The following is an 18,510-nucleotide window of genomic DNA, read 5'->3' as shown; positions in this document are numbered from 1 at the left end:
ACGTTTTTCGTTATCAATGACTTTTCCAGATTATTTGGCACAGTTGTTTTCAATGTGAGAGCTGTTATTTTTAAAAACACGCTTCCTATTTTGAGATTGAGAGAGAGAGAGTCATGCGTTTGTCGTGCTGTGTTACTCCTTTGATTGTATTTGGTATCTATTTATGGTAGTTGTCAGATAAATAAGATGAGCAACTTTAGAACTCTAGATTTTCGTAATTCATTAGTCTAGAGATGATTTTGTAAATCATTTAATACTCTTAGATTCGCAGGCTTTTTATTTCCTTTTAAAAATGCTAAAATGGAAACAGCACGTAAATTGAAGATAAGAGGACAAAAATGCTACAAGTAAGCGAGATTAGTTTGCAGTTTTCAGACCGTAAACTGTTTGATGAAGTCAATATTAAATTTTTACCAGGAAATTGTTATGGTTTAATCGGAGCCAATGGTGCAGGGAAATCAACTTTCCTGAAAATTTTAGCAGGTGATATTGAGCCAAGCACAGGCCACACCTCAATGGGCTCAGATGAGCGGATGAGTATTCTACGTCAGAACCATTTTGACTATGAAGACATCCCTGTTTTGGACGTTGTTTTGATGGGGCATCAACGCCTCTATGACGTTAAAGTTGAAAAAGATGCTATCTACATGAAAACAGATTTCACTGATGAAGATGGTATGCGTTCAGCTGAACTCGAAGGCGAATTCGCTGAGCTTGGCGGTTGGGAAGCTGAGTCTGATGCGGCACAATTATTGCAAAATCTAGGCATTCCTGATGACCTGCACCTACAAAATATGTCAGAATTGACCAATGGCGAAAAAGTTAAGGTACTCCTAGCGCAAGCTCTGTTTGGGAAACCAGACGTTCTACTCCTTGACGAGCCGACCAATGGTCTGGATATTCAGTCCATCAACTGGCTAGAAGAATTTTTGATTAACTTTGAAAATACAGTTATCGTCGTTTCCCATGACCGTCATTTTTTAAATAAAGTATGTACGCACATGGCAGACTTGGATTTCGGTAAAATCAAACTCTTTGTTGGTAACTATGATTTCTGGAAAGAATCGTCAGAACTTGCCCTCAAACTCCAAGGGGATGCCAACCGCAAAGCCGAAGAGAAAATCAAAGAATTACAAGACTTTATCGCGCGTTTCTCTGCCAATGCGTCTAAATCTAAGCAAGCCACATCTCGTAAGAAAATGTTGGATAAAATCGAGTTGGACGAGATTGTGCCTTCTTCTCGTAAATATCCTTTTATCAACTTCAAACCTGACCGCGAAATTGGTAATGACTTGTTGAAAGTTGACAATCTTTCAGTCAAAATTGATGGCGAAGTCATTTTGGATAAGATCAGCTTTATCCTCAATCCGGGCGATAAAACAGCCTTCATCGGTCAAAATGATATCCAAACAACTACGTTCATTCGCGCGATTATGGGCGACATCGACTACACTGGTGAGGTTAAGTGGGGCGTGACAACAAGTCAAGCTTACTTGCCAAAAGACAATTCACGCGACTTTGCAGGTGGTGAAACCATCCTTGATTGGCTCCGCCAATTTGCCAGCAAAGAAGAAGACGACAATACTTTCCTTCGTGGTTTCCTAGGTCGGATGTTGTTCTCTGGCGAAGAAGTTAATAAGTCTGTCAACGTCCTATCCGGTGGTGAAAAAGTCCGTGTCATGCTTAGCAAACTCATGCTCTTGAAATCAAACGTGCTTGTTTTAGATGACCCAACCAATCACTTGGACTTGGAGTCAATCTCATCACTCAATGAGGGGCTGACTAACTATAAAGGTAGCCTACTCTTTGCCAGTCATGACCATGAGTTTATTCAAACCATCGCCAACCACATCATTGTTTTATCGAAAAATGGTGTGATTGACCGAATTGATGAAACTTATGATGAATTCCTTGAAAATGATGAAGTCCAAGCGAAAGTTAAAGCGCTTTGGGCTGATTAAACTAAAATCTTTAAAAGTCGTAGGCATACGGCTTTTTTGTTATAATAAATTCATGACAATTAAACTCATCGCAACAGATATGGACGGGACATTCTTAGATGGCAATGGTGCCTATGATAAAACACGCTTTGATGCGCTGTTAACAAAACTAGAACAAGCTAATATTCATTTTGTAGCGGCATCAGGCCGTCAACTTTTGGCTTTGGAGGCGATGTTTGATGATTTTGCTAATCGGATTATTTTTGTGGCAGAAAACGGCGGCATCGTCAAATATCGTGATGATATTTTATTTAAGGAGAAAATGCCTTTTAATAAAGTTTTAGAAATCTCAGATATCGTCAGAAAATCTGACTATATTCAGGACGATTCGGTTTTATTAAGCGGTGCCAATGGCTCTTACATTCTAGAGACGACGAGCGACTACTACAAGAAAAAAGCTCATTTTTATTATGCTAATGTGCAAATTGTCTCAGACTTTTCAGAAGTTGTGGATGATATCCTCAAACTCACCGTCAGTTTTACAGCTGAGCGGGTGCTGGAAGGTGAAGCTTGGGTTAATCAACAAGCGGCAGGGGTTCGGGCAGTCACCACAGGGTTTGAATCGATTGATATTATACCAGAGGGGATCAGCAAAGCCACAGGCTTGTCTCATCTCGCTGAAAAGTTTGACATCACGCCCTCGGAAATTGTCGCATTTGGCGATAATCTGAATGATTTAGAGATGTTAAGCTATGCAGGCAGGGCGGTTGCGATGTCTAATGCACGTGAGCCAATCAAGGCGGTGGCAGACGACATCATCGGTCACCATAAAGATCAAGCAGTCTTGATTTATTTGGAAGAGTTGCTGAAATCAAAAAATGCCTAACTTAATTTGAGTTAGGCGTTTTTGATTAAAATGCTTTTGCAATGCTTGTCACTTTAGTCAAAGCATCAGCTAAGATTTCGTTAGCGCGTTCAGGCTCGTAGGCATGACCTTCAATATAAACAGAGGTAATGTCATCAATACCAATGAAGTTTAAGATGCTGTTGAGATATTGAGAAGATGCATCGTTTCCGTCATATGCGCCACCATTGGCTTGAATATGAAAGACTTTTTTACCGCCAGCAAGACCGACAGGGCCTTCAGCAGTATATTTGAAAGTTTTACCTGCAACATTGATTGTGTCAAACCACGCTTTCAGGCGTGTTGGCATGCCCAAGTTCCAAAGCGGGTTGGCAATGACGACTTTATCAGCAGCGAGAAATTGCTCTGTCAACTCACCAAAACGAGCGACTTTAGCTTGTTGCTCAGCGTTGAGTGCGCTAAATTCAGTGCCAGTAGCCAGAGCATTAAAGGCTGAGGCAAGGTCGATATCGATTTCAGGGACATTGTCAGCGAAAACATCAAGCACAGTAATTGTATCAGATGGGTTTGCTGCTTTGTAAGTAGACAAAAATTGATTAAGCGCTTTGAGTGAGAAAGAACTTTCAGATGTAAGGGGATGCCCTTTAATAACCAGTATATTTGACACTGGGAAGACCTCATCATTTCTAAATATTTTTAATTACCTTACTATTTTATAAAAAAATCGGTAAAAACGCTTTGATTACGCTTGTAAATTTTAGCGCAAACAGGCAAGCCTAGCATAAAGTAAGACTATCTTTTTTTAAAACGTTTTAGTAAAATATATAGAGAACAGATATTAGTTGACATGTAAAGTGATAAACTTGATTTAATCACCAGATTTGTCAATGATAGAGCAGATAAAAGGAAGTGATGAAAATGAAAAAAATTACAATAAAGGATGTGGCAGCACGTGCGGGTGTGTCTGTCAGCGCAGTCTCGCATGTTTTAAATGGTTATACAGATATTAGTGATGCAACCAAAAAAAAAGTGCTAACTGCTACTAAGGAACTAGGCTATGTCGCAAATTCTGCAGCACGACAGCTTTCAAGTAAAAAGTCAAAGACCATTGCCTTAATTTTAAATGAAATTAATGTGGCTCGTGGTGTGGCTATGCCGCTTGAAATTATTTCTGGCGTCGTTGATTTTTTGGATAACACATCTTATGAATTTGTCTTTTACGCAACAAATACTAAAAAACAGTCGAAGAAAACGCTACGACAGTTTTGTGATGAGCATAATATTTCTGGTGTGATTATCCAAGGATTACGCGTGACAGATCCCTATTACCATGAATTAGAGCATTTTGAATTACCGACAGTTGCGATTGACCTTGATGTGCATAATAAAAAAATTGGCATGGTGAGTATAGACAATGAGCTTGCTGCTTTTGAAGTGACTGAATTACTTCAAAAGAATGGCTATGAAAATATTTTATTTATTAATGGCGATAGAAAAGCTGTTGTTTCACATGAACGTGAAGCTGGGTATAGAAGGTCTATTAAAAAGCCTGCTATTATTTTTGCTAATTTTAGAGAACAGATTGCTTTTGATAAGATTAAAAAACTTTTTTCAGCTTCTGTACGTCCTAAATATGATGCAATTTTTGCTGCGAGTGATTTGATGGCGATTGGCTGTTTGAAGGCACTTAAAGAATTTGGACTTGAAAACGAGATTGCCGTCGTTGGTTTCGATGATATTACATTGACAAGCTATTTTACACCAACGATTACAACAGTTCATCAGGATGCGCGTAAAATTTCAGAATTTGCTGCTAAGGATTTGATTGATTATATCGAACATGGTATCACCAAGCACACGATTATTGATCATGAAATTGTCATTCGAGAGAGTGCAAAATTAATTTAGATAGCCACTTGACAAAAGAAAACGTTTACAGTAAAATGTGGTTAGAGCGCTAAAACGTTTTAGAAAGAACCTTATGAAAACTTTAGGCTTTATCCAACGTATTTTAGCAACTTTGATTGATTTGATTATTGTTTATGTCCCACTAGTTTTGTTAGTCAACATTATGTTTTCGGAGATGGGGAGTTTAGCAAACATTTTTCCAGCGATACTTTTCATTGTGTATAATATTGTTGCTGTTAATAGTTTCAAAGGACAGACGATTGGTAAATATTTTGCCAAACTCAGGGTTAAAAATGAGTCAATAAGTTTGATGGCAGACAGTGTTCGTGAAGCGGTTAAAATTTTATACTTTTTACCATTTGCTGGTTTTGCTTTTATTTTGCTGAGTTGTGCTATTTATGTCCGAAAAGGAAAATTTTTACATGATATCATCGGGAAAAGTGAGGTCATTTTGCATGGATAAAATACCAACTGCGCCACTTCTCATCCTGTTTGTTTTGACAATCATTGTGAGTTATTGGATTGCTTATCATTTCCGAGATGATTACGATCCTAAAAAAATGTTTCAAGCCTATCTTATTTATCTCGTGCCTTTTGCTCTACTTGCAGTGGGATTGAAGATGAAACTTATCTTAAGTGTGGGCATCTATGTATTTGGGGCAATTGTTTTAGTTTTTCGAAATAGTCATTATTTTGATTGCTAAATTTTTTACAATAAAACTAAAACGTTTTAGTTGATTAGTTTAGAAAAATAGAGGAGGAACATGACGTGTTTCAAGCAGTATTATTTGATTTGGATGGTGTGATGACAGATACAGCTGAGTACCATTTTCTGGCATGGGAAAAGTTAGCTAAGGAAATTGGTATCACGATTGATCGCGCCTTCAATGAAAATCTCAAGGGTGTTTCGCGTGAAGAATCTTTGCATCGAATTTTAGCCCATGGCGGTCGAGAAAATGATTTTACAGCTGAAGAGTTTAAAGACATGGCCAAGCGCAAAAATGAGAATTATGTCGAAATGATTCAAAAAGTATCGCCAAGCGATATCTATCCTGGCATTTTACAGCTATTAGAGGATTTACATCAAAATGGCATTAAAATTGCGCTCGCTTCAGCTTCAAAAAATGGCCCATTTTTGCTCAATCAGATGCAATTAACGCTATATTTTGATGCGATAGCTGATCCAGCCAAAGTCGCTGCCAATAAACCAGCACCAGATATTTTTATAGCGGCAGCTGATGGTGTTGGTGTTGATGTAACGGAGACAATTGGTATCGAAGATGCCTATTCAGGAATTGAAGCAATCAAAGCTGCACATGCTTTACCTATTGGTGTTGGTCATCCAGAAATTTTGGGCGATGATATTGATACTGTAAGTGAAACAAGTCAGCTGACATTTGCTTATTTACAGGAAATTTGGAAGAATAGAAGGAGTGACGTTTGACAAAAATGAACTATGCCAAAGAAAATCCTTGGCAAATTGAAGAAGTTGGATTTGACAGTCGTTATCTGGGCAAATCTGAAAGTATTATGGCGCTGGGAAATGGTTATATTGGGAGCCGAAGTGCGACAGAGGAACGCTATATTGGCGAACGGCGTGACACTTTTGTCGCTGGAACCTTTAATAAATTTGATGAAAATGAAGTCAGTGAATTACCGAATATCCCAGATATTTGGTGGATGGATTTTATCATTAATGGTGAACATTTTACGCTTGAAAAAGGTAAGGTGACGGACTTTAGTAAACGTTTGAATCTGAAAAATGGCGAGTTGGTTCGTGAGTTTGTATGGGAATTTGAAGCCATCAAACTAAGATTTAAATGTCGCAGATTTATCTCAAAGGCACATCGCCATTACTTATCCAATCTAGCAGAAATTGAAAATTTGACTTCTGAAACGCTTAATTTTCAAATTTGTTCAGGGATTAATGGTCAAGTCACAAATTCGGGCAGTCAACATTTTACCGAAGGCGAAAAGGGGTTGGTTGACGGAAAATACCTGCAAATGATGCCTCAAACGATTGAAAGTAAGATTGATTTTGTTTTCACACTAGCGCATCATATTCAAGCTAATCAGTTGACTGAGCGGATTGAAATGGGACGTCGTCAAATTTTCATGAATTATTTCTTTACGATTGCACCGAAAGAAAACGCTGTCATTGAAAAACGCATGAGCGTTTATACATCTATTGACAACGATACAGAAAATCATGATGTCACAAGTCTGCGTCAGACGGCAATTTCTGAGATGAAAGCCATTGAAAGGTCAACATTTGATGAGTTATTGCAAGCCTCTGCAGATGAATGGGCGAAAATCTGGGAGAAACACCCGATTATCATCAAATCATCAGATTTTCGAGACCAACTAGCGATTCATTTTGCTAAATATCATTTGCACGTGATGACACCAACCCATGATGCGCACATGAATATTGGGGCGAAAGGTCTGAGCGGCGAGGGCTATAAGGGACATACTTTCTGGGATACGGAAGTGTTCATGTTACCTTACTTTACCTTTACACATCCTGAGATTGCGAAAAGTCTGGTCACTTATCGTTATCTGGGGCTTGATGGCGCTCACAAAAAAGCAGCTACAAATGGTTACTCAGGTGCACAGTATCCATGGGAAGCAGCCAATCCAACTGATGGAGAAGTGACACCTGTTTGGGGTGCAGCGGATATCGTCACAGGGCAATCAACAAAAATCTGGTCAGGTTTTATTGAACAGCATATCACAAGTGATGTTGCTTTTGGTGTTAAGCAATATATTGATGTGACAGGTGATCTTGAATTTACGCAAGAAAAGGCCTACGAAATTCTGTTTGACACAGCAAAATTTTGGGGAAGTCGCCTTGAATATCATGCTGCCAAGGATTGCTATGAAATCAAAGATGTGATTGGTCCTGATGAATATAAGGAACATGTTAATAACAATGCCTATACTAATTACACAGCGCATTGGAATGTCAAGTATGCCCTAGATTTAGCCAAAGCATTACAGGAAAAAGAACCTGAAATCTTTGCTAGATTAGACGCTAAATTAGACCTGACGACTGTTTTACCAGACTTGGCAACTAAGTTAGATAAAATTTTCTTGCCTCAGCCGACAGCTGAAGGTATCATTGCACAAGATGACACTTATCTGAGTAAGAAAATTTTAGATTTGACCAAATATAAGGCAGTTGATGGTGTTGACGGACTTTTCCAGGACTATAATTTGGAGCAGGTCAATGAAATGCAGATTACCAAACAGGCCGATGTGTTATTACTCATGTTTCTGTTTGAGGGGCTATTTGATCGAGAGCTTAAACTTAAGAATTTTGAATATTATGAGCCGAAAACGACACATGATAGTTCACTGAGCTTGTCAACACATGCCATTTTATCGGCTGATCTCGGTAAACTTGCTGAATCTTACGAATTTTTCAAAAAGGCACGTAATATTGACATGGGCGAGTTTATGAAATCATCAGATGATGGGATTCATGCTGCCAGTCTAGGTGGTATTTGGCAGATGACAGTCTTTGGTTATGGAGGTGTTCGGGTGATTGAAGGCAAGCTCAGAATTGAGCCACATTTGCCAGAGGCTTGGAGAAGTTTAACTTATGGTTTTGATTATCAAGGCGAGGCGATAACAGTTACGGTGACGCCTGACAAATTTGAATTGACTAAGGCTGATAATGGTCAAGAGATTACTTTTGTTTCAAATAATGAGACCCATGTTTTAAAAAATAAATTAACGCTTTATACTCGTTTAAGTTTATAAAGTATACGCAACTTTTGAACTATTTTTCGTCAATTCGAGGCGATAAGACGAAGGCGTACAGGTGTACGTCAAGACTTATCAACGACGAAGTGGCGGATCTAGTCAAAAGTGCATACTTTATAGGATTAAATGAGTATACGTAGGAGGAAAATGATGACAAATTGGAAAAAAGTTTTAACTGTTGGTGCAGTAGTTATTGCGGGACTTTCACTTGCCGCTTGTGGTAGTAATAATGCTGATGATGGCTCAAAAGAGACGGATTTTAAAGGTAAAACTTTGAAACTCGGCGTCTGGGGCGGTAATGAATCAGAAGAAAAATCACTTAAAGCAGTGATTTCAGGCTTTGAAAAAGAAACAGGTGCAAAAGTTAGCCTGAAAACTTACACGGATTACAACACGCAAATTCAAACCGATTTGATTGGAAAAACGGCGCCAGATGCTTTCTATGTCGACTCGTCTTACTATCCATTTTTGGCCAGCAAAGGCGCGCTCGCTGAATTGGATAAAAAAGCCTTTGATTCAAGTGCTTACTATGAAAATCTGACCAAAGCTTTTTCAGATGGTGATAAACTCTATGCTATTCCAAAAGATTTCTCAACTTTGGCACTTTACAAAAATACAGGTATTTTTGAAGATGTCGGTGTTGACCCAGAAACGGTTCCAAAATCTTATGAGGAATTAGTAACATGGTTACCAGATTTTCAAGCGAAATTAGACGCCAAATATGGTGCTGGTAAAGTTAAAGCGATGAGCTACACCCCTGAACTAGCTCGTTCTTATCATCTGGCAGCGCGTGATGGTGCTGAGCCAATTAAAGATGATGGCACGCCAAACCTTGCTGATAAAAAAGTGGTTGACAATCTATCAATCTTGAAAAAATTAGTTGAGACAAAAGCAGTTGTGACACCACAAGAAATCGGTGCAGGCTGGAATGGAGAAGCTTTCGGTACAGGCAAAATTGCTATGATGGACGAAGGTAACTGGGTTTATCAAACACTGAAAACAGAATTTTCAGATATCAAATTCTCAGTATCACCAATGGCAACTTACAAAGCTACTGAAGGTGGCATGATGTTCTCAGTTGGTTGGGGGAAATATGCAGGTACTAAAAATTCAGCACTTGCTGACGCTTGGATTAAATATGCCACTGGCAAAACAGGTATGACCGAGTGGGTCAATGGTACAGGGACATTGCCGACACGTGAAGATGTTGCAAGTACAGCTGATATTAACAAAAATGAAGATTTGAAAATTCATTTGGCAGCCGTTGACTATTCAACAGTTTGGCAAAAAGGTGTGAGCTTGACAACGATTAACAATGCTTACATGAACTACTGGCCAGAAGTTGCAGATGGTAAATCATCACTTGAAGAAGCAATGAAAAAAGCTGATAAACAAGCACAAGATGATATTGATAAGGCGGAATAAAATTTGCCATAGCAAGCAGAGGTTCGACTCCTCTGTTTGTTATAGACTCGAGTGAGCATAAACAAAATTGGGCGGTCCCAAGGAGGAAATCATGGCGACTATGAAAGTCAAAAAATCAAAGCGTGAATTAAATGAAATGTTGCAAGGTTATGCGTTTATTACGCCAGCAATCTTAGTTTTACTAGTATTCTCAATCATTTCAGTTTTATTTGCGATTTATCTATCCTTTAATAAAGTTGATTTATTCACAGGCAAGTATACTTGGAATAATTTTAGTAATTATCTCAATATTTTCAAAGATCCTCGGAGTTTGATTGCCTTAAAAAACACGGCACATTTCGCCTTGTTTGTGATACCAATTCAGACAGTCATTGCACTCGTGATGGCTTATGTTTTAGCCAGCCGTGACGTGAAAGGGAAGAAAATTTTTCGCCTGATTTATTTTCTGCCGACTTTGACAAGTTCTAGCGCCTTGACCATTATTTTCATGTTTTTATTCAATATCAATGGGCCAATCAATGATTTTCTGATTGGTTTAGGCCTTTATCAGACACCAATTAACTTTTTGCAAGAGCCACAATATGCCTTGAAAGTTATCATGGCGATGAATATTTGGTCAACCGTACCTTACTTCATGACCATCTATCTAGCATCGCTTGTTGATTTGCCACATTCGCTCTATGAAGCAGCGGAAATTGATGGCGCCAATGCTTTTGAGAAATTGCGTTTTATTACCATTCCTTACCTCCGACCGATTACAACCTATGTGATTTTGACAGGGATTATTGGGACTTTTCAAATGTTTGACCAAGCCTATATTTTCTCTAACGGAAGTGGTGGGCCAAATAATTCGACTCTGACTTTAAGTCTTTTGATTTATCAGAATGCTTTCGGGCAGATGCCAACAATGGGCTTTGCGGCAGCACTTGCTGTTGTACTTGCCATCATTATTTTCATCGTCAGTCGAATTGCTGAAAAATTAAATGGAGGGAAGTAACCATTTATGAAGAAAACGAAAAAACAAAAAGCACTCAAAATTTTACTTTATGTGATTTTGAGTGGCTATGCTCTTGTCACTTTTTATCCCTTTATTTGGGCAGTTGCTGCAAGTTTTAAGCCATTGAAAGAAATCGTATCGGGTGGTATGGCTATTTTTGGTGGCAAATTTACTTTGGCGAATTATGACTATATTTTGGGTCGCAGTGATAATTTTACACATTGGTTTGTCAATTCAGTCATTGTGTCAATCATTGGTACAGCGATTAATCTTTTTCTAAATACCATGGCAGGCTATTCATTAGCTCGAATTAATTATCCAGGGCGTCAGCGGATTTATTGGACGATGTTGGCTTTGATGATGGTGCCAGGACAAGTTTTGCTGATTCCAAATTATCTGATTATTTCAAGTCTAGGCATGAAAGACACTTTCACCGCATTAATCTTGCCAGCAGCCATTAACCTCGGGAATATTTTCATGATGCGCCAATTTTTCCTCAGTTTTCCCAAAGATGTTGAAGAAGCAGCAACGATTGATGGTCTGTCGAAAACAGCAACGTTTTTTAGAATTGTGATGCCCTTGGCTAAGCCGAGTATTTCGACACAAGCAGTTTTCGTTTTCATGGGTTTTTGGAATGAATTTTTGAAACCCATGCTTTATTTGACAACGCCATCAAAATACACCTTGACATTGGGCTTGCAGACTTTTAAATCACAAAATGCAGGTCAACGTTGGGATCAGATTATGCCAGCGAGTATCATTTCGATTGTCCCGATTGTGATTCTATATATTTTATTTAATAAATATTTCTTGCAAGGTGTGAGAATGGACGGCGAAAAATAATAGCGACTAAGTCGCTATTTTGATGAGGAAGGAAGTTTGAAGATGACAGATTTTAACGATTTTGGTTTTGATTTTATAGTAACTTTAGATGATTTAGGCAATACATCACCGCAAAATATTGAAACTTTATTTGCACAGGCGAATGGCTCTTTGGGTGTGCGTGCGAGTTTGCCAATCCCGTCAGTTGAGAGCAATCCGGGGTGTTTTATCAATGGCTATTATGAAAGTCATGATATTATTTATGGTGAAAATGCCTATGGTTATGCCAAAAAGCATCAGACAATGGTCAAATTGTTCGATTTGCGGACGATTGATTTTGAAATTGAGGGAGAAACTGAGTTCGACTTGCTCAAACAAGAATTACAACTCAATATGGCAACAGGTATTTTACTTGAATGTTATCACTATCAAACGCAATCAGGTAAGAAAATACAGCTAGAAATTGAAAGCTTTACAAGTCATGCAGCTAGAGGTGTCTACGCTCAAAAAATTTCAGTAACCACCTTGAATTTTTCAAGTGTTATCAAGCTGAGCAAACAAGCACGCCATATCAAACCAGAGGGACAGGATAACTTTGACCCTCGTTTCAAATCATCAGGTGCTGATTTGATGATTTCGGATAATCAGTATACGACCAAAAATAGTCAGCTTGACTTGTTTGTTAAATTTGATAGCTTTGATGAAACGGTTGCCTTATGTGAAAATATCCCTTTTACTTTTAAACAACTTTATCATGTGTCACGTGATAATCATTTTTCAGATGGTGGTTATGATGACTTAAAATCGCAACAAATTAGCATTTTTAATGATTTCTGGGCAAGCTCAGATATTGAAATTACAGGCGATGATAAATTGCAAAAAGGCATTCGATTTAACCTCTACCATTTATTCAACTCAGCAGGTCGAGATGGTCAGACGAATTTTGCGGCCAAAGGTCTGACTGGCGAAGGCTATGAGGGACATTATTTCTGGGACACAGAACTGTATTTATTGCCCTTTTTTATCTACACACAACCTGATATCGCAAAGGCTTTATTGACATTTCGGTGCAATATTTTACCGCAAGCACAAAAGCGAGCAGCGGAACTTGATTTTAAAGGAGCGCTTTTTGCTTGGCGAACGATTAATGGTGAAGAAACATCAGCCTACTATCCAGCGGGTACGGCACAACTTCATATTAATGCTGACATTGCCTATGCTTTTGAGCTTTATGATGCTGTAACGGGCGACCAAGACTTTATTAGGGTCAATCGTGAGGTCATCTATGAAACTGCTCGTTTTTGGTTAAGCTATGGCTTTATGAGTGAGCGCGGTTTTGAAATTCATGAAGTGACAGGACCAGACGAATATACAGCCCTTGTCAATAATAACTACTATACCAATAAAATGGTTCAAAATAACCTTTACTATGCGGCGAGACTTGCTGTTAAATTTGATGAAACGCTTTTGGAAGAAGCCTTGAAATGGTCAACAGCAGCGGATAAGATGTATTTAGGTTATGATGAAAAACGGCAGATTACCAAGCAAGACGATACTTTTCTTGATAAACAAGTCTGGGATTTTAAGCAGACACCAGCCGAAAAATATCCCCTCTTACTTCATTTTCACCCGATGAAAATCTACAAGCACCAAGTTTTAAAACAGGCAGATACAATTTTAGCGCATCTATTATTTCCAGAATCTCCAGAACAAATGGCGCGTGATTATGATTTCTATGAACCTTTGACAACACATGATAGCTCGCTTTCACGTGCCATTTATGGCGTTCTTGCAAGTTATATCGGTCGCAGTGAGCAGGCCTATGATTTCTTTTCGGAAGCAGCTACCATGGACTTGGACGATATTCAGGGCAATGCAAGTCATGGTATTCACGCAGCCAATATGGGTGGTTCATGGCTCGGTTTAATCTACGGTTTTGCAGGTTTACGACTTGATAAGGGACAAATTAAAACGACCAATCATCTTCCCAAGCAAATTAAATCTCTGAAATTTAAACTCACTTTTCAGGGGAAACAGCAGGAGATTGTTATTGAAAATGATTGATGCTTTGGGAACATTGCTAGTTTGATGATTAAAACGGGTTACATGTTGGAAGCCATCAATCAATATAAAAATACCTCAGAAATGGACTGTCTCTGAGGTATTTGGGATGTGAGTCATGATAGTGTACTACTTCTATATTCTATTGTCAGGTAAGGAAAATTGTGGATTGAGAAATTCATTTTTTTATTTAATCGCAGTTTAGTTATTGCTATTAGCTTTAAACGCGTTAAGTGGTTGTACATAATTTTTAGTAGACTTTAGTGAGTTATATGCTTTAGAATTGCTAAGATTTTATTCTATCTACTTTTTCCGATTTTTCGACAGATCTCAGCATGATTTAACAATTCCTTGCTTGAAATCTATTGAGATTTAATGAGGTACTTCTTTTTCAAAAATCGCAGTATAGAGCGGTTTATGCTGTCTATTGCGACCTATCCATATTATGTGCTATAATGTTAGAATGAAAAAGAAATTAGCGATTGATGCAATGGGTGGCGATTTTGCACCTCAATCTGTTGTCGAAGGCTGTCTATTGGCGAGAGCTGAATTTCCAGACACTGAGTTTATTTTATTTGGTGATGAAATGAAAATTCGTCCCTTGTTGCCTGATGACACCAATATCACCGTTGTCCACACGACTGAAAAGATTGACTCTGGTGAAGCTGACCCAGTCAAAGCGATTCGACGTAAGAAAACGGCAAGCATGGTACTAGCTGCGACAGCGGTTAAAAACGGCGAGGCAGATGCACTAGTTTCTGCAGGAAATACCGGTGCACTACTTGCGAGTGGTATCTTTACAGTTGGCCGCATCAAGCAAGTGGATCGTCCCGGTTTGCTGTCAACTCTACCAACATTGGACGGTAAAGGATTCGATATGTTAGACCTCGGTGCCAATGCTGAGAATACCGCACACCATCTCTATAACTTTGCTATTCTGGGTTCTTTCTACGCTTCAAATGTCAGAGGTGTGTCGTCTCCCCGTATCGGACTTTTGAACAACGGTTCTGAAGCCAGTAAGGGTGCACCATTGCAGAAAGAGGCTTATGAGATTCTTTCTGCTGATAAGAGCTTGAACTTTATCGGTAATGTCGAAGCGCGTGATTTGATGAGCGGTGTAGCTGACATCGTCGTTGTGGATGGTTTCACCGGTAATGCTGTTCTTAAATCCATCGAAGGGACGGCATCAAGTTTGATGAAACTGCTGAAAACATCAATTAGTGAGGGGGGGATTATCTCCAAAATTGGTGCATTATTAATGAAAAAATCTCTCTACAGTTTAAAAGATGCGTTAGACTATGAAAAAGCAGGCGGAGCGGTCTTGTTTGGCTTGAAAGCACCTGTCATCAAGAGTCATGGTTCTTCAAATGCTAACGCGATTTTTGCGACACTTAAACAAACGCATAAAATGCTAGAAACTGACGTGGTTGGGAAATTAGTGCAACATTATCAGGAGGACAAATAAATGGCAATCAGTAAAACAGATCTTTTTGCTAAGATAAAAGAAAATTTAGTGGAGACATTGGAGCTGAATGCAGACCATGTCACGCTAGAAACGAATGTTGTTGAAGATTTAGGCGCAGATTCGATTAGCTTGATGGAATTCACCTTGGCTTTAGAAGACGAATTTGGTATCGAAATCTCTGACGAAGATGCAGAACATATCTTGACTTTAGGTCAAGTTGTCGACTATGTTTCTGATAAAATGACTTAAATCATTTGATTATTATAAAAACACAGGATTTGGCCAGTCGCTAGATCCTGTATTTTTATATTGATTAGTCAAATTGGTGCTTTTAAGCTGAAAAATGTGTGTGACTGCTTTTTATCGTCTTGTTTGTTGGCATCGGCAGGTACAAAATACGCCTTGCAATAGTGGGAGAATTGCACCGATATTTTATCGCCCTTAAATTGTTCAGCAATCACCTCGACCTGCTGTTGGCTGAAAATTGACGGGAGCAGATTAAGCCATTTAGGGTTGATTTGAAAGTTGTCCTGAATAACTTGGAGGGCTGATTTGAGAATTGTCGCATGATCAAAAGCTAACTGCTGTTCAGGGATACCATCAATCTGCAGTTGATGTGTTTCAGAATTGACTGAAAAATCAAACCATTGAGCGCGTGCAGCATCGTCACCAGCTTGAGTCTGTGGAAAGTTAGGCAGATAGACCAAATGCGCCACCGTGACCACCCAGCCTCTAGGATCACGCCCAGGTGTGGCAATCGTCTTTAGCTGATTCACAAGTTTGGGGTCTATCTGGAGATGGGTTTCCTCAAAGACTTCGCGAATGGCGGCTTGTGTCGTGTCCTCAGTTTTATCTAGAAAGCCACCAGGTAGCGCCCAATGATGCAAATCAGGGTGTGCTTTACGCTGGATTAACAAGAGGTTGACCCGATTTGTTACCGGATTATAAGCAAAGATGACATTATCAACTGTCACGCTAGGCGTTTCATAAGTTTGTCTATCTTGTTTGGCATACCAAACCAAGAACTCTTTTTCGGTTGCCTGATGTTCGTAGTAGTCTTTTTCAGCAGCTTTACTTGTAAATTTTAGCATGAAGTCTCCTTTTTAAAATTAATTTTTAAGGTGCAATGAGATTGTTTTAAGTTTAACTTAGGAGACACCTGATGTCAAATTTTTTATCATATAACATATTATATGATAATCCCAAAATTAGGTTATTAGTTGCTATAATATAATAAGTAAGTTAAAATGAAAGTAGGAAGAACTTTATAATTAAAATCGGATAGCGTGCGTGTGATAGCGCAGAAAGAGAGGATTGTATGAAAAAAAAATTATGGTGGCAATCAAGTGCTATTTTACTGATAGTACCAACCCTGCTTGCTAGTTCTGGTTGTAAAAAAGAGGATACAGTCAAGCCAAAGAAAGAAGAAAAAAAAGTTGAGCTGATGAAACAACCTTATAAAAACGAGGAGTTTGCGACGGGGACTTATGTTGAGGTCTTAATTTATGATAAAGATCATGGTGACGCAGACTTTGAAGTTGTCAAAAATCGATTGAATGACTTAGCAGCGAAGTTTGAAGTCTATGAACAAGGTGAAAGTGAACTAGATAAAGTTAATGCCCAAGCTGGCGTTCAACCTGTTAAGGTTTCAAATATCACTTATGAGTTAGTTCAGGCTTTGGATAAGTATGCGCAGACTTCTGATGGTTACTATAATCCTGCGGTTGGTGTGATGACTCATCTCTGGCATATTGGTTTTTCAGATGCCCAAGTCCCTTCTGATGATGCGATTAAGGCAACATTGGATAAAGTGAATATTGATGACATTGTCTTAGATGATAAAAAACAAACGGTTTTCCTGAAGAAAAAAGGGATGATGATTGAAGCTGATGGGATTGGTAAAGGCTTTATCGGCGAACAATTACTGAAAACACTTAAAGAACGAGGTGTGACAACGGCAGTTGTTAATTTAGGTGGTCATGCTTATACCATGGGAGAAAATCCAAACCATAAAGATGGTGCTTGGGAAGTTGGCATTGCCAATCCGACATTGGGAGAAAATCAAGACAGTCCTTTAGTCGGGATGTTGACAAGCAAACACACGAGTTTTAATACAACTAACTATTACGGTCGCTATCTAAAATCAGGCGATAAAATCTACTCTCATCTGATGGATACGAAGACGGGATATCCGTTAGAGACGGATTTATTGAGTGTGACGATAGTTGGTGATACACCTTACCATGACGATGCCTATAGTAATGCGCTGATTAACATGGGGTTGGAGAAGGGCATGAAATATGTGAATGACCATGATGAACTAGATGCGATATTCATTACGAAAAATAAAGAAGTGCATATCTCTAAACATATTCCAGAGGAATTTGAGTTACTGGATAAATCGTTCAAAGTGGTTCAAGGTGTTGCTAAAAAATAAACTAAAAAGTTGAAAGGTTATGGTGATGATATGAAAAAGAGAAAAAGTTTTAAATTATTAACAATAGCGATGACGCTTTTAGCTAGTATTGTCGTTTCGACACAGACTTTAGCGAGAGAAAAAGGCGATTCTAAAAAAGATAAAGAAACTCGAAAAATAGATATTGATTTACGCTTCAATCAACGATTTACAGAAGAAAAAAAAGCGGTTGAAACAACTACAACTGATAAAACGGCACCGAAATTAGTAGAACCAGATGTCCAAGCAACGCCTGCCCCTACACCCGCCCCCACTCCCGATCCGGAGCCCACCCCTCCTGCGCCGACGCCCGCCCCGGATCCTGCCCCCGCACCCGCCCCAGTAACGACGAATGCTTTATCTATGATTGGCACAGTAATTCCGTTTCAAAATGGCGGTATGGGCAGTGGTCAGGCAATCATTGATGCTAATCCCAATGGTACCGCATCAACTTGGGGTGGTGCGACCCCCTATTCAGGAACAGACGGGTTAAACACTCACTTTATTGGTCACCATTGGGGGGCATTTGATCCTGTATTGAGCTTAGGAAATGGTGGTACGGTGACAATCTATGATGAAAATGGTCAAGCATTTAACTATGCTATCTACAAAATTGTCGTCGTTGATACCTATGGCAATGATGTGAGTACGGGTGCCTCTATGTACGGAGAAATCACCTCCACAGGTGGTGGTGAGAGAATCGTTTTGCAAACTTGTATTGATGAAACAACAAGACGCATTGTTTTTGCTTCATAAGTTTTTGCCTTAATTAAAAATATGCCTTGAAAGTTAGAATCGTCCAAC

The 18,510-nt window shown here is 39.0% G+C and carries 17 protein-coding genes; 15 read left to right on the top strand and 2 right to left on the bottom strand.

Features of this window, described 5'->3' with window-relative positions:
- The first annotated feature begins 338 nt into the window (after nt 1-338).
- Together ACYQ21_RS07475 and ACYQ21_RS07470 are read left to right on the top strand one after the other, a co-directional pair.
- Nucleotides 339-1,961, top strand: a complete 1,623-nt coding sequence (locus ACYQ21_RS07475) for an ABC-F family ATP-binding cassette domain-containing protein (RefSeq protein ID WP_460057090.1) — start codon at nt 339-341, stop codon at nt 1,959-1,961.
- Nucleotides 1,962-2,013: 52 nt separating this feature from the next.
- Nucleotides 2,014-2,826: a Cof-type HAD-IIB family hydrolase gene (locus tag ACYQ21_RS07470; protein WP_460057087.1), complete on the top strand. Its 813-nt coding sequence runs from the start codon at nt 2,014-2,016 to the stop codon at nt 2,824-2,826.
- Between the two features lie 25 nt (nt 2,827-2,851).
- On the opposite strand, the gene ACYQ21_RS07465 is transcribed toward ACYQ21_RS07470, so the two are convergent.
- Nucleotides 2,852-3,472: an FMN-dependent NADH-azoreductase gene (locus ACYQ21_RS07465; RefSeq protein WP_460057084.1), complete on the bottom strand. Its 621-nt coding sequence runs from the start codon at nt 3,470-3,472 to the stop codon at nt 2,852-2,854.
- 245 nt (nt 3,473-3,717) lie between these two features.
- Between ACYQ21_RS07465 and ACYQ21_RS07460 the strand changes: the two genes are divergently transcribed.
- The 11 genes from ACYQ21_RS07460 to acpP all read left to right on the top strand — a co-directional run bounded on the left by ACYQ21_RS07460 (nt 3,718) and on the right by acpP (nt 15,500).
- The gene (locus ACYQ21_RS07460) at nt 3,718-4,713 is read left to right on the top strand and encodes a LacI family DNA-binding transcriptional regulator (RefSeq protein WP_460057081.1); all 996 of its coding nucleotides are present in this window, start codon (nt 3,718-3,720) and stop codon (nt 4,711-4,713) included.
- 73 nt (nt 4,714-4,786) lie between these two features.
- Nucleotides 4,787-5,176 carry an RDD family protein gene (locus ACYQ21_RS07455; RefSeq protein ID WP_460057078.1) on the top strand — a complete coding sequence of 130 codons (390 nt, stop codon included), beginning with the start codon at nt 4,787-4,789 and terminating at the stop codon, nt 5,174-5,176.
- Nucleotides 5,169-5,417: a hypothetical protein gene (locus tag ACYQ21_RS07450; RefSeq protein WP_460057076.1), complete on the top strand. Its 249-nt coding sequence runs from the start codon at nt 5,169-5,171 to the stop codon at nt 5,415-5,417. Before ACYQ21_RS07455 ends, ACYQ21_RS07450 begins: the two co-directional genes overlap by 8 nt.
- Before the next feature lie 65 nt (nt 5,418-5,482).
- Nucleotides 5,483-6,157, top strand: a complete 675-nt coding sequence (gene pgmB / locus ACYQ21_RS07445) for a beta-phosphoglucomutase (RefSeq protein WP_460057074.1) — start codon at nt 5,483-5,485, stop codon at nt 6,155-6,157.
- Between the two features lie 5 nt (nt 6,158-6,162).
- On the top strand, nt 6,163-8,478 hold the full coding sequence (locus ACYQ21_RS07440; protein ID WP_460057095.1) for a glycoside hydrolase family 65 protein: 2,316 nt from the start codon (nt 6,163-6,165) through the stop codon (nt 8,476-8,478).
- A gap of 153 nt (nt 8,479-8,631) precedes the next feature.
- Nucleotides 8,632-9,906, top strand: coding sequence for a sugar ABC transporter substrate-binding protein (locus tag ACYQ21_RS07435; protein ID WP_460057071.1), 1,275 nt, complete (start codon nt 8,632-8,634; stop codon nt 9,904-9,906).
- 100 nt (nt 9,907-10,006) lie between these two features.
- Nucleotides 10,007-10,903 carry a carbohydrate ABC transporter permease gene (locus tag ACYQ21_RS07430; RefSeq protein ID WP_460057093.1) on the top strand — a complete coding sequence of 299 codons (897 nt, stop codon included), beginning with the start codon at nt 10,007-10,009 and terminating at the stop codon, nt 10,901-10,903.
- A 6-nt stretch (nt 10,904-10,909) separates the two neighbouring features.
- Nucleotides 10,910-11,746 (top strand): carbohydrate ABC transporter permease, encoded by an 837-nt coding sequence (locus ACYQ21_RS07425; RefSeq protein WP_460057068.1) that lies wholly within the window; start codon nt 10,910-10,912, stop codon nt 11,744-11,746.
- Nucleotides 11,747-11,788: 42 nt separating this feature from the next.
- Complete coding sequence (locus ACYQ21_RS07420; protein WP_460057065.1) at nt 11,789-13,789, top strand: glycoside hydrolase family 65 protein; 2,001 nt, start codon at nt 11,789-11,791, stop codon at nt 13,787-13,789.
- Between the two features lie 460 nt (nt 13,790-14,249).
- Nucleotides 14,250-15,251 (top strand): phosphate acyltransferase PlsX, encoded by a 1,002-nt coding sequence (plsX, locus tag ACYQ21_RS07415; RefSeq protein WP_460057062.1) that lies wholly within the window; start codon nt 14,250-14,252, stop codon nt 15,249-15,251.
- Nucleotides 15,252-15,500, top strand: a complete 249-nt coding sequence (acpP, locus tag ACYQ21_RS07410) for an acyl carrier protein (RefSeq protein WP_460057059.1) — start codon at nt 15,252-15,254, stop codon at nt 15,498-15,500.
- 68 nt (nt 15,501-15,568) lie between these two features.
- On the opposite strand, the gene ACYQ21_RS07405 is transcribed toward acpP, so the two are convergent.
- Complete coding sequence (locus ACYQ21_RS07405) at nt 15,569-16,342, bottom strand: NUDIX domain-containing protein (RefSeq protein WP_460057057.1); 774 nt, start codon at nt 16,340-16,342, stop codon at nt 15,569-15,571.
- Between the two features lie 227 nt (nt 16,343-16,569).
- Between ACYQ21_RS07405 and ACYQ21_RS07400 the strand changes: the two genes are divergently transcribed.
- Together ACYQ21_RS07400 and ACYQ21_RS07395 are read left to right on the top strand one after the other, a co-directional pair.
- Nucleotides 16,570-17,688 (top strand): FAD:protein FMN transferase, encoded by a 1,119-nt coding sequence (locus tag ACYQ21_RS07400; RefSeq protein ID WP_460057055.1) that lies wholly within the window; start codon nt 16,570-16,572, stop codon nt 17,686-17,688.
- Between the two features lie 30 nt (nt 17,689-17,718).
- Nucleotides 17,719-18,462: a sortase domain-containing protein gene (locus ACYQ21_RS07395; RefSeq protein ID WP_460057053.1), complete on the top strand. Its 744-nt coding sequence runs from the start codon at nt 17,719-17,721 to the stop codon at nt 18,460-18,462.
- Nucleotides 18,463-18,510: the final 48 nt, after the last annotated feature.

This window comes from Pseudolactococcus yaeyamensis, assembly GCF_054658615.1.
The sequence above is the reverse complement of the archived record's forward strand: the minus strand, read 5'-3'. Positions and strand labels throughout refer to the sequence as shown.

Coding starts and splice junctions, on each gene's coding strand:
- ACYQ21_RS07475 (WP_460057090.1), top strand. CDS start 339: ATGCTACAAGTAAGCGAGATTAGTTTGCAGTTTTCAGACCGTAAACTG.
- ACYQ21_RS07470 (WP_460057087.1), top strand. CDS start 2,014: ATGACAATTAAACTCATCGCAACAGATATGGACGGGACATTCTTAGAT.
- ACYQ21_RS07460 (WP_460057081.1), top strand. CDS start 3,718: ATGAAAATGAAAAAAATTACAATAAAGGATGTGGCAGCACGTGCGGGT.
- ACYQ21_RS07455 (WP_460057078.1), top strand. CDS start 4,787: ATGAAAACTTTAGGCTTTATCCAACGTATTTTAGCAACTTTGATTGAT.
- ACYQ21_RS07450 (WP_460057076.1), top strand. CDS start 5,169: ATGGATAAAATACCAACTGCGCCACTTCTCATCCTGTTTGTTTTGACA.
- ACYQ21_RS07440 (WP_460057095.1), top strand. CDS start 6,163: ATGAACTATGCCAAAGAAAATCCTTGGCAAATTGAAGAAGTTGGATTT.
- ACYQ21_RS07435 (WP_460057071.1), top strand. CDS start 8,632: ATGACAAATTGGAAAAAAGTTTTAACTGTTGGTGCAGTAGTTATTGCG.
- ACYQ21_RS07430 (WP_460057093.1), top strand. CDS start 10,007: ATGAAAGTCAAAAAATCAAAGCGTGAATTAAATGAAATGTTGCAAGGT.
- ACYQ21_RS07425 (WP_460057068.1), top strand. CDS start 10,910: ATGAAGAAAACGAAAAAACAAAAAGCACTCAAAATTTTACTTTATGTG.
- ACYQ21_RS07420 (WP_460057065.1), top strand. CDS start 11,789: ATGACAGATTTTAACGATTTTGGTTTTGATTTTATAGTAACTTTAGAT.
- plsX (WP_460057062.1), top strand. CDS start 14,250: ATGAAAAAGAAATTAGCGATTGATGCAATGGGTGGCGATTTTGCACCT.
- acpP (WP_460057059.1), top strand. CDS start 15,252: ATGGCAATCAGTAAAACAGATCTTTTTGCTAAGATAAAAGAAAATTTA.
- ACYQ21_RS07405 (WP_460057057.1), bottom strand. CDS start 16,342: ATGCTAAAATTTACAAGTAAAGCTGCTGAAAAAGACTACTACGAACAT.
- ACYQ21_RS07400 (WP_460057055.1), top strand. CDS start 16,570: ATGAAAAAAAAATTATGGTGGCAATCAAGTGCTATTTTACTGATAGTA.
- ACYQ21_RS07395 (WP_460057053.1), top strand. CDS start 17,719: ATGAAAAAGAGAAAAAGTTTTAAATTATTAACAATAGCGATGACGCTT.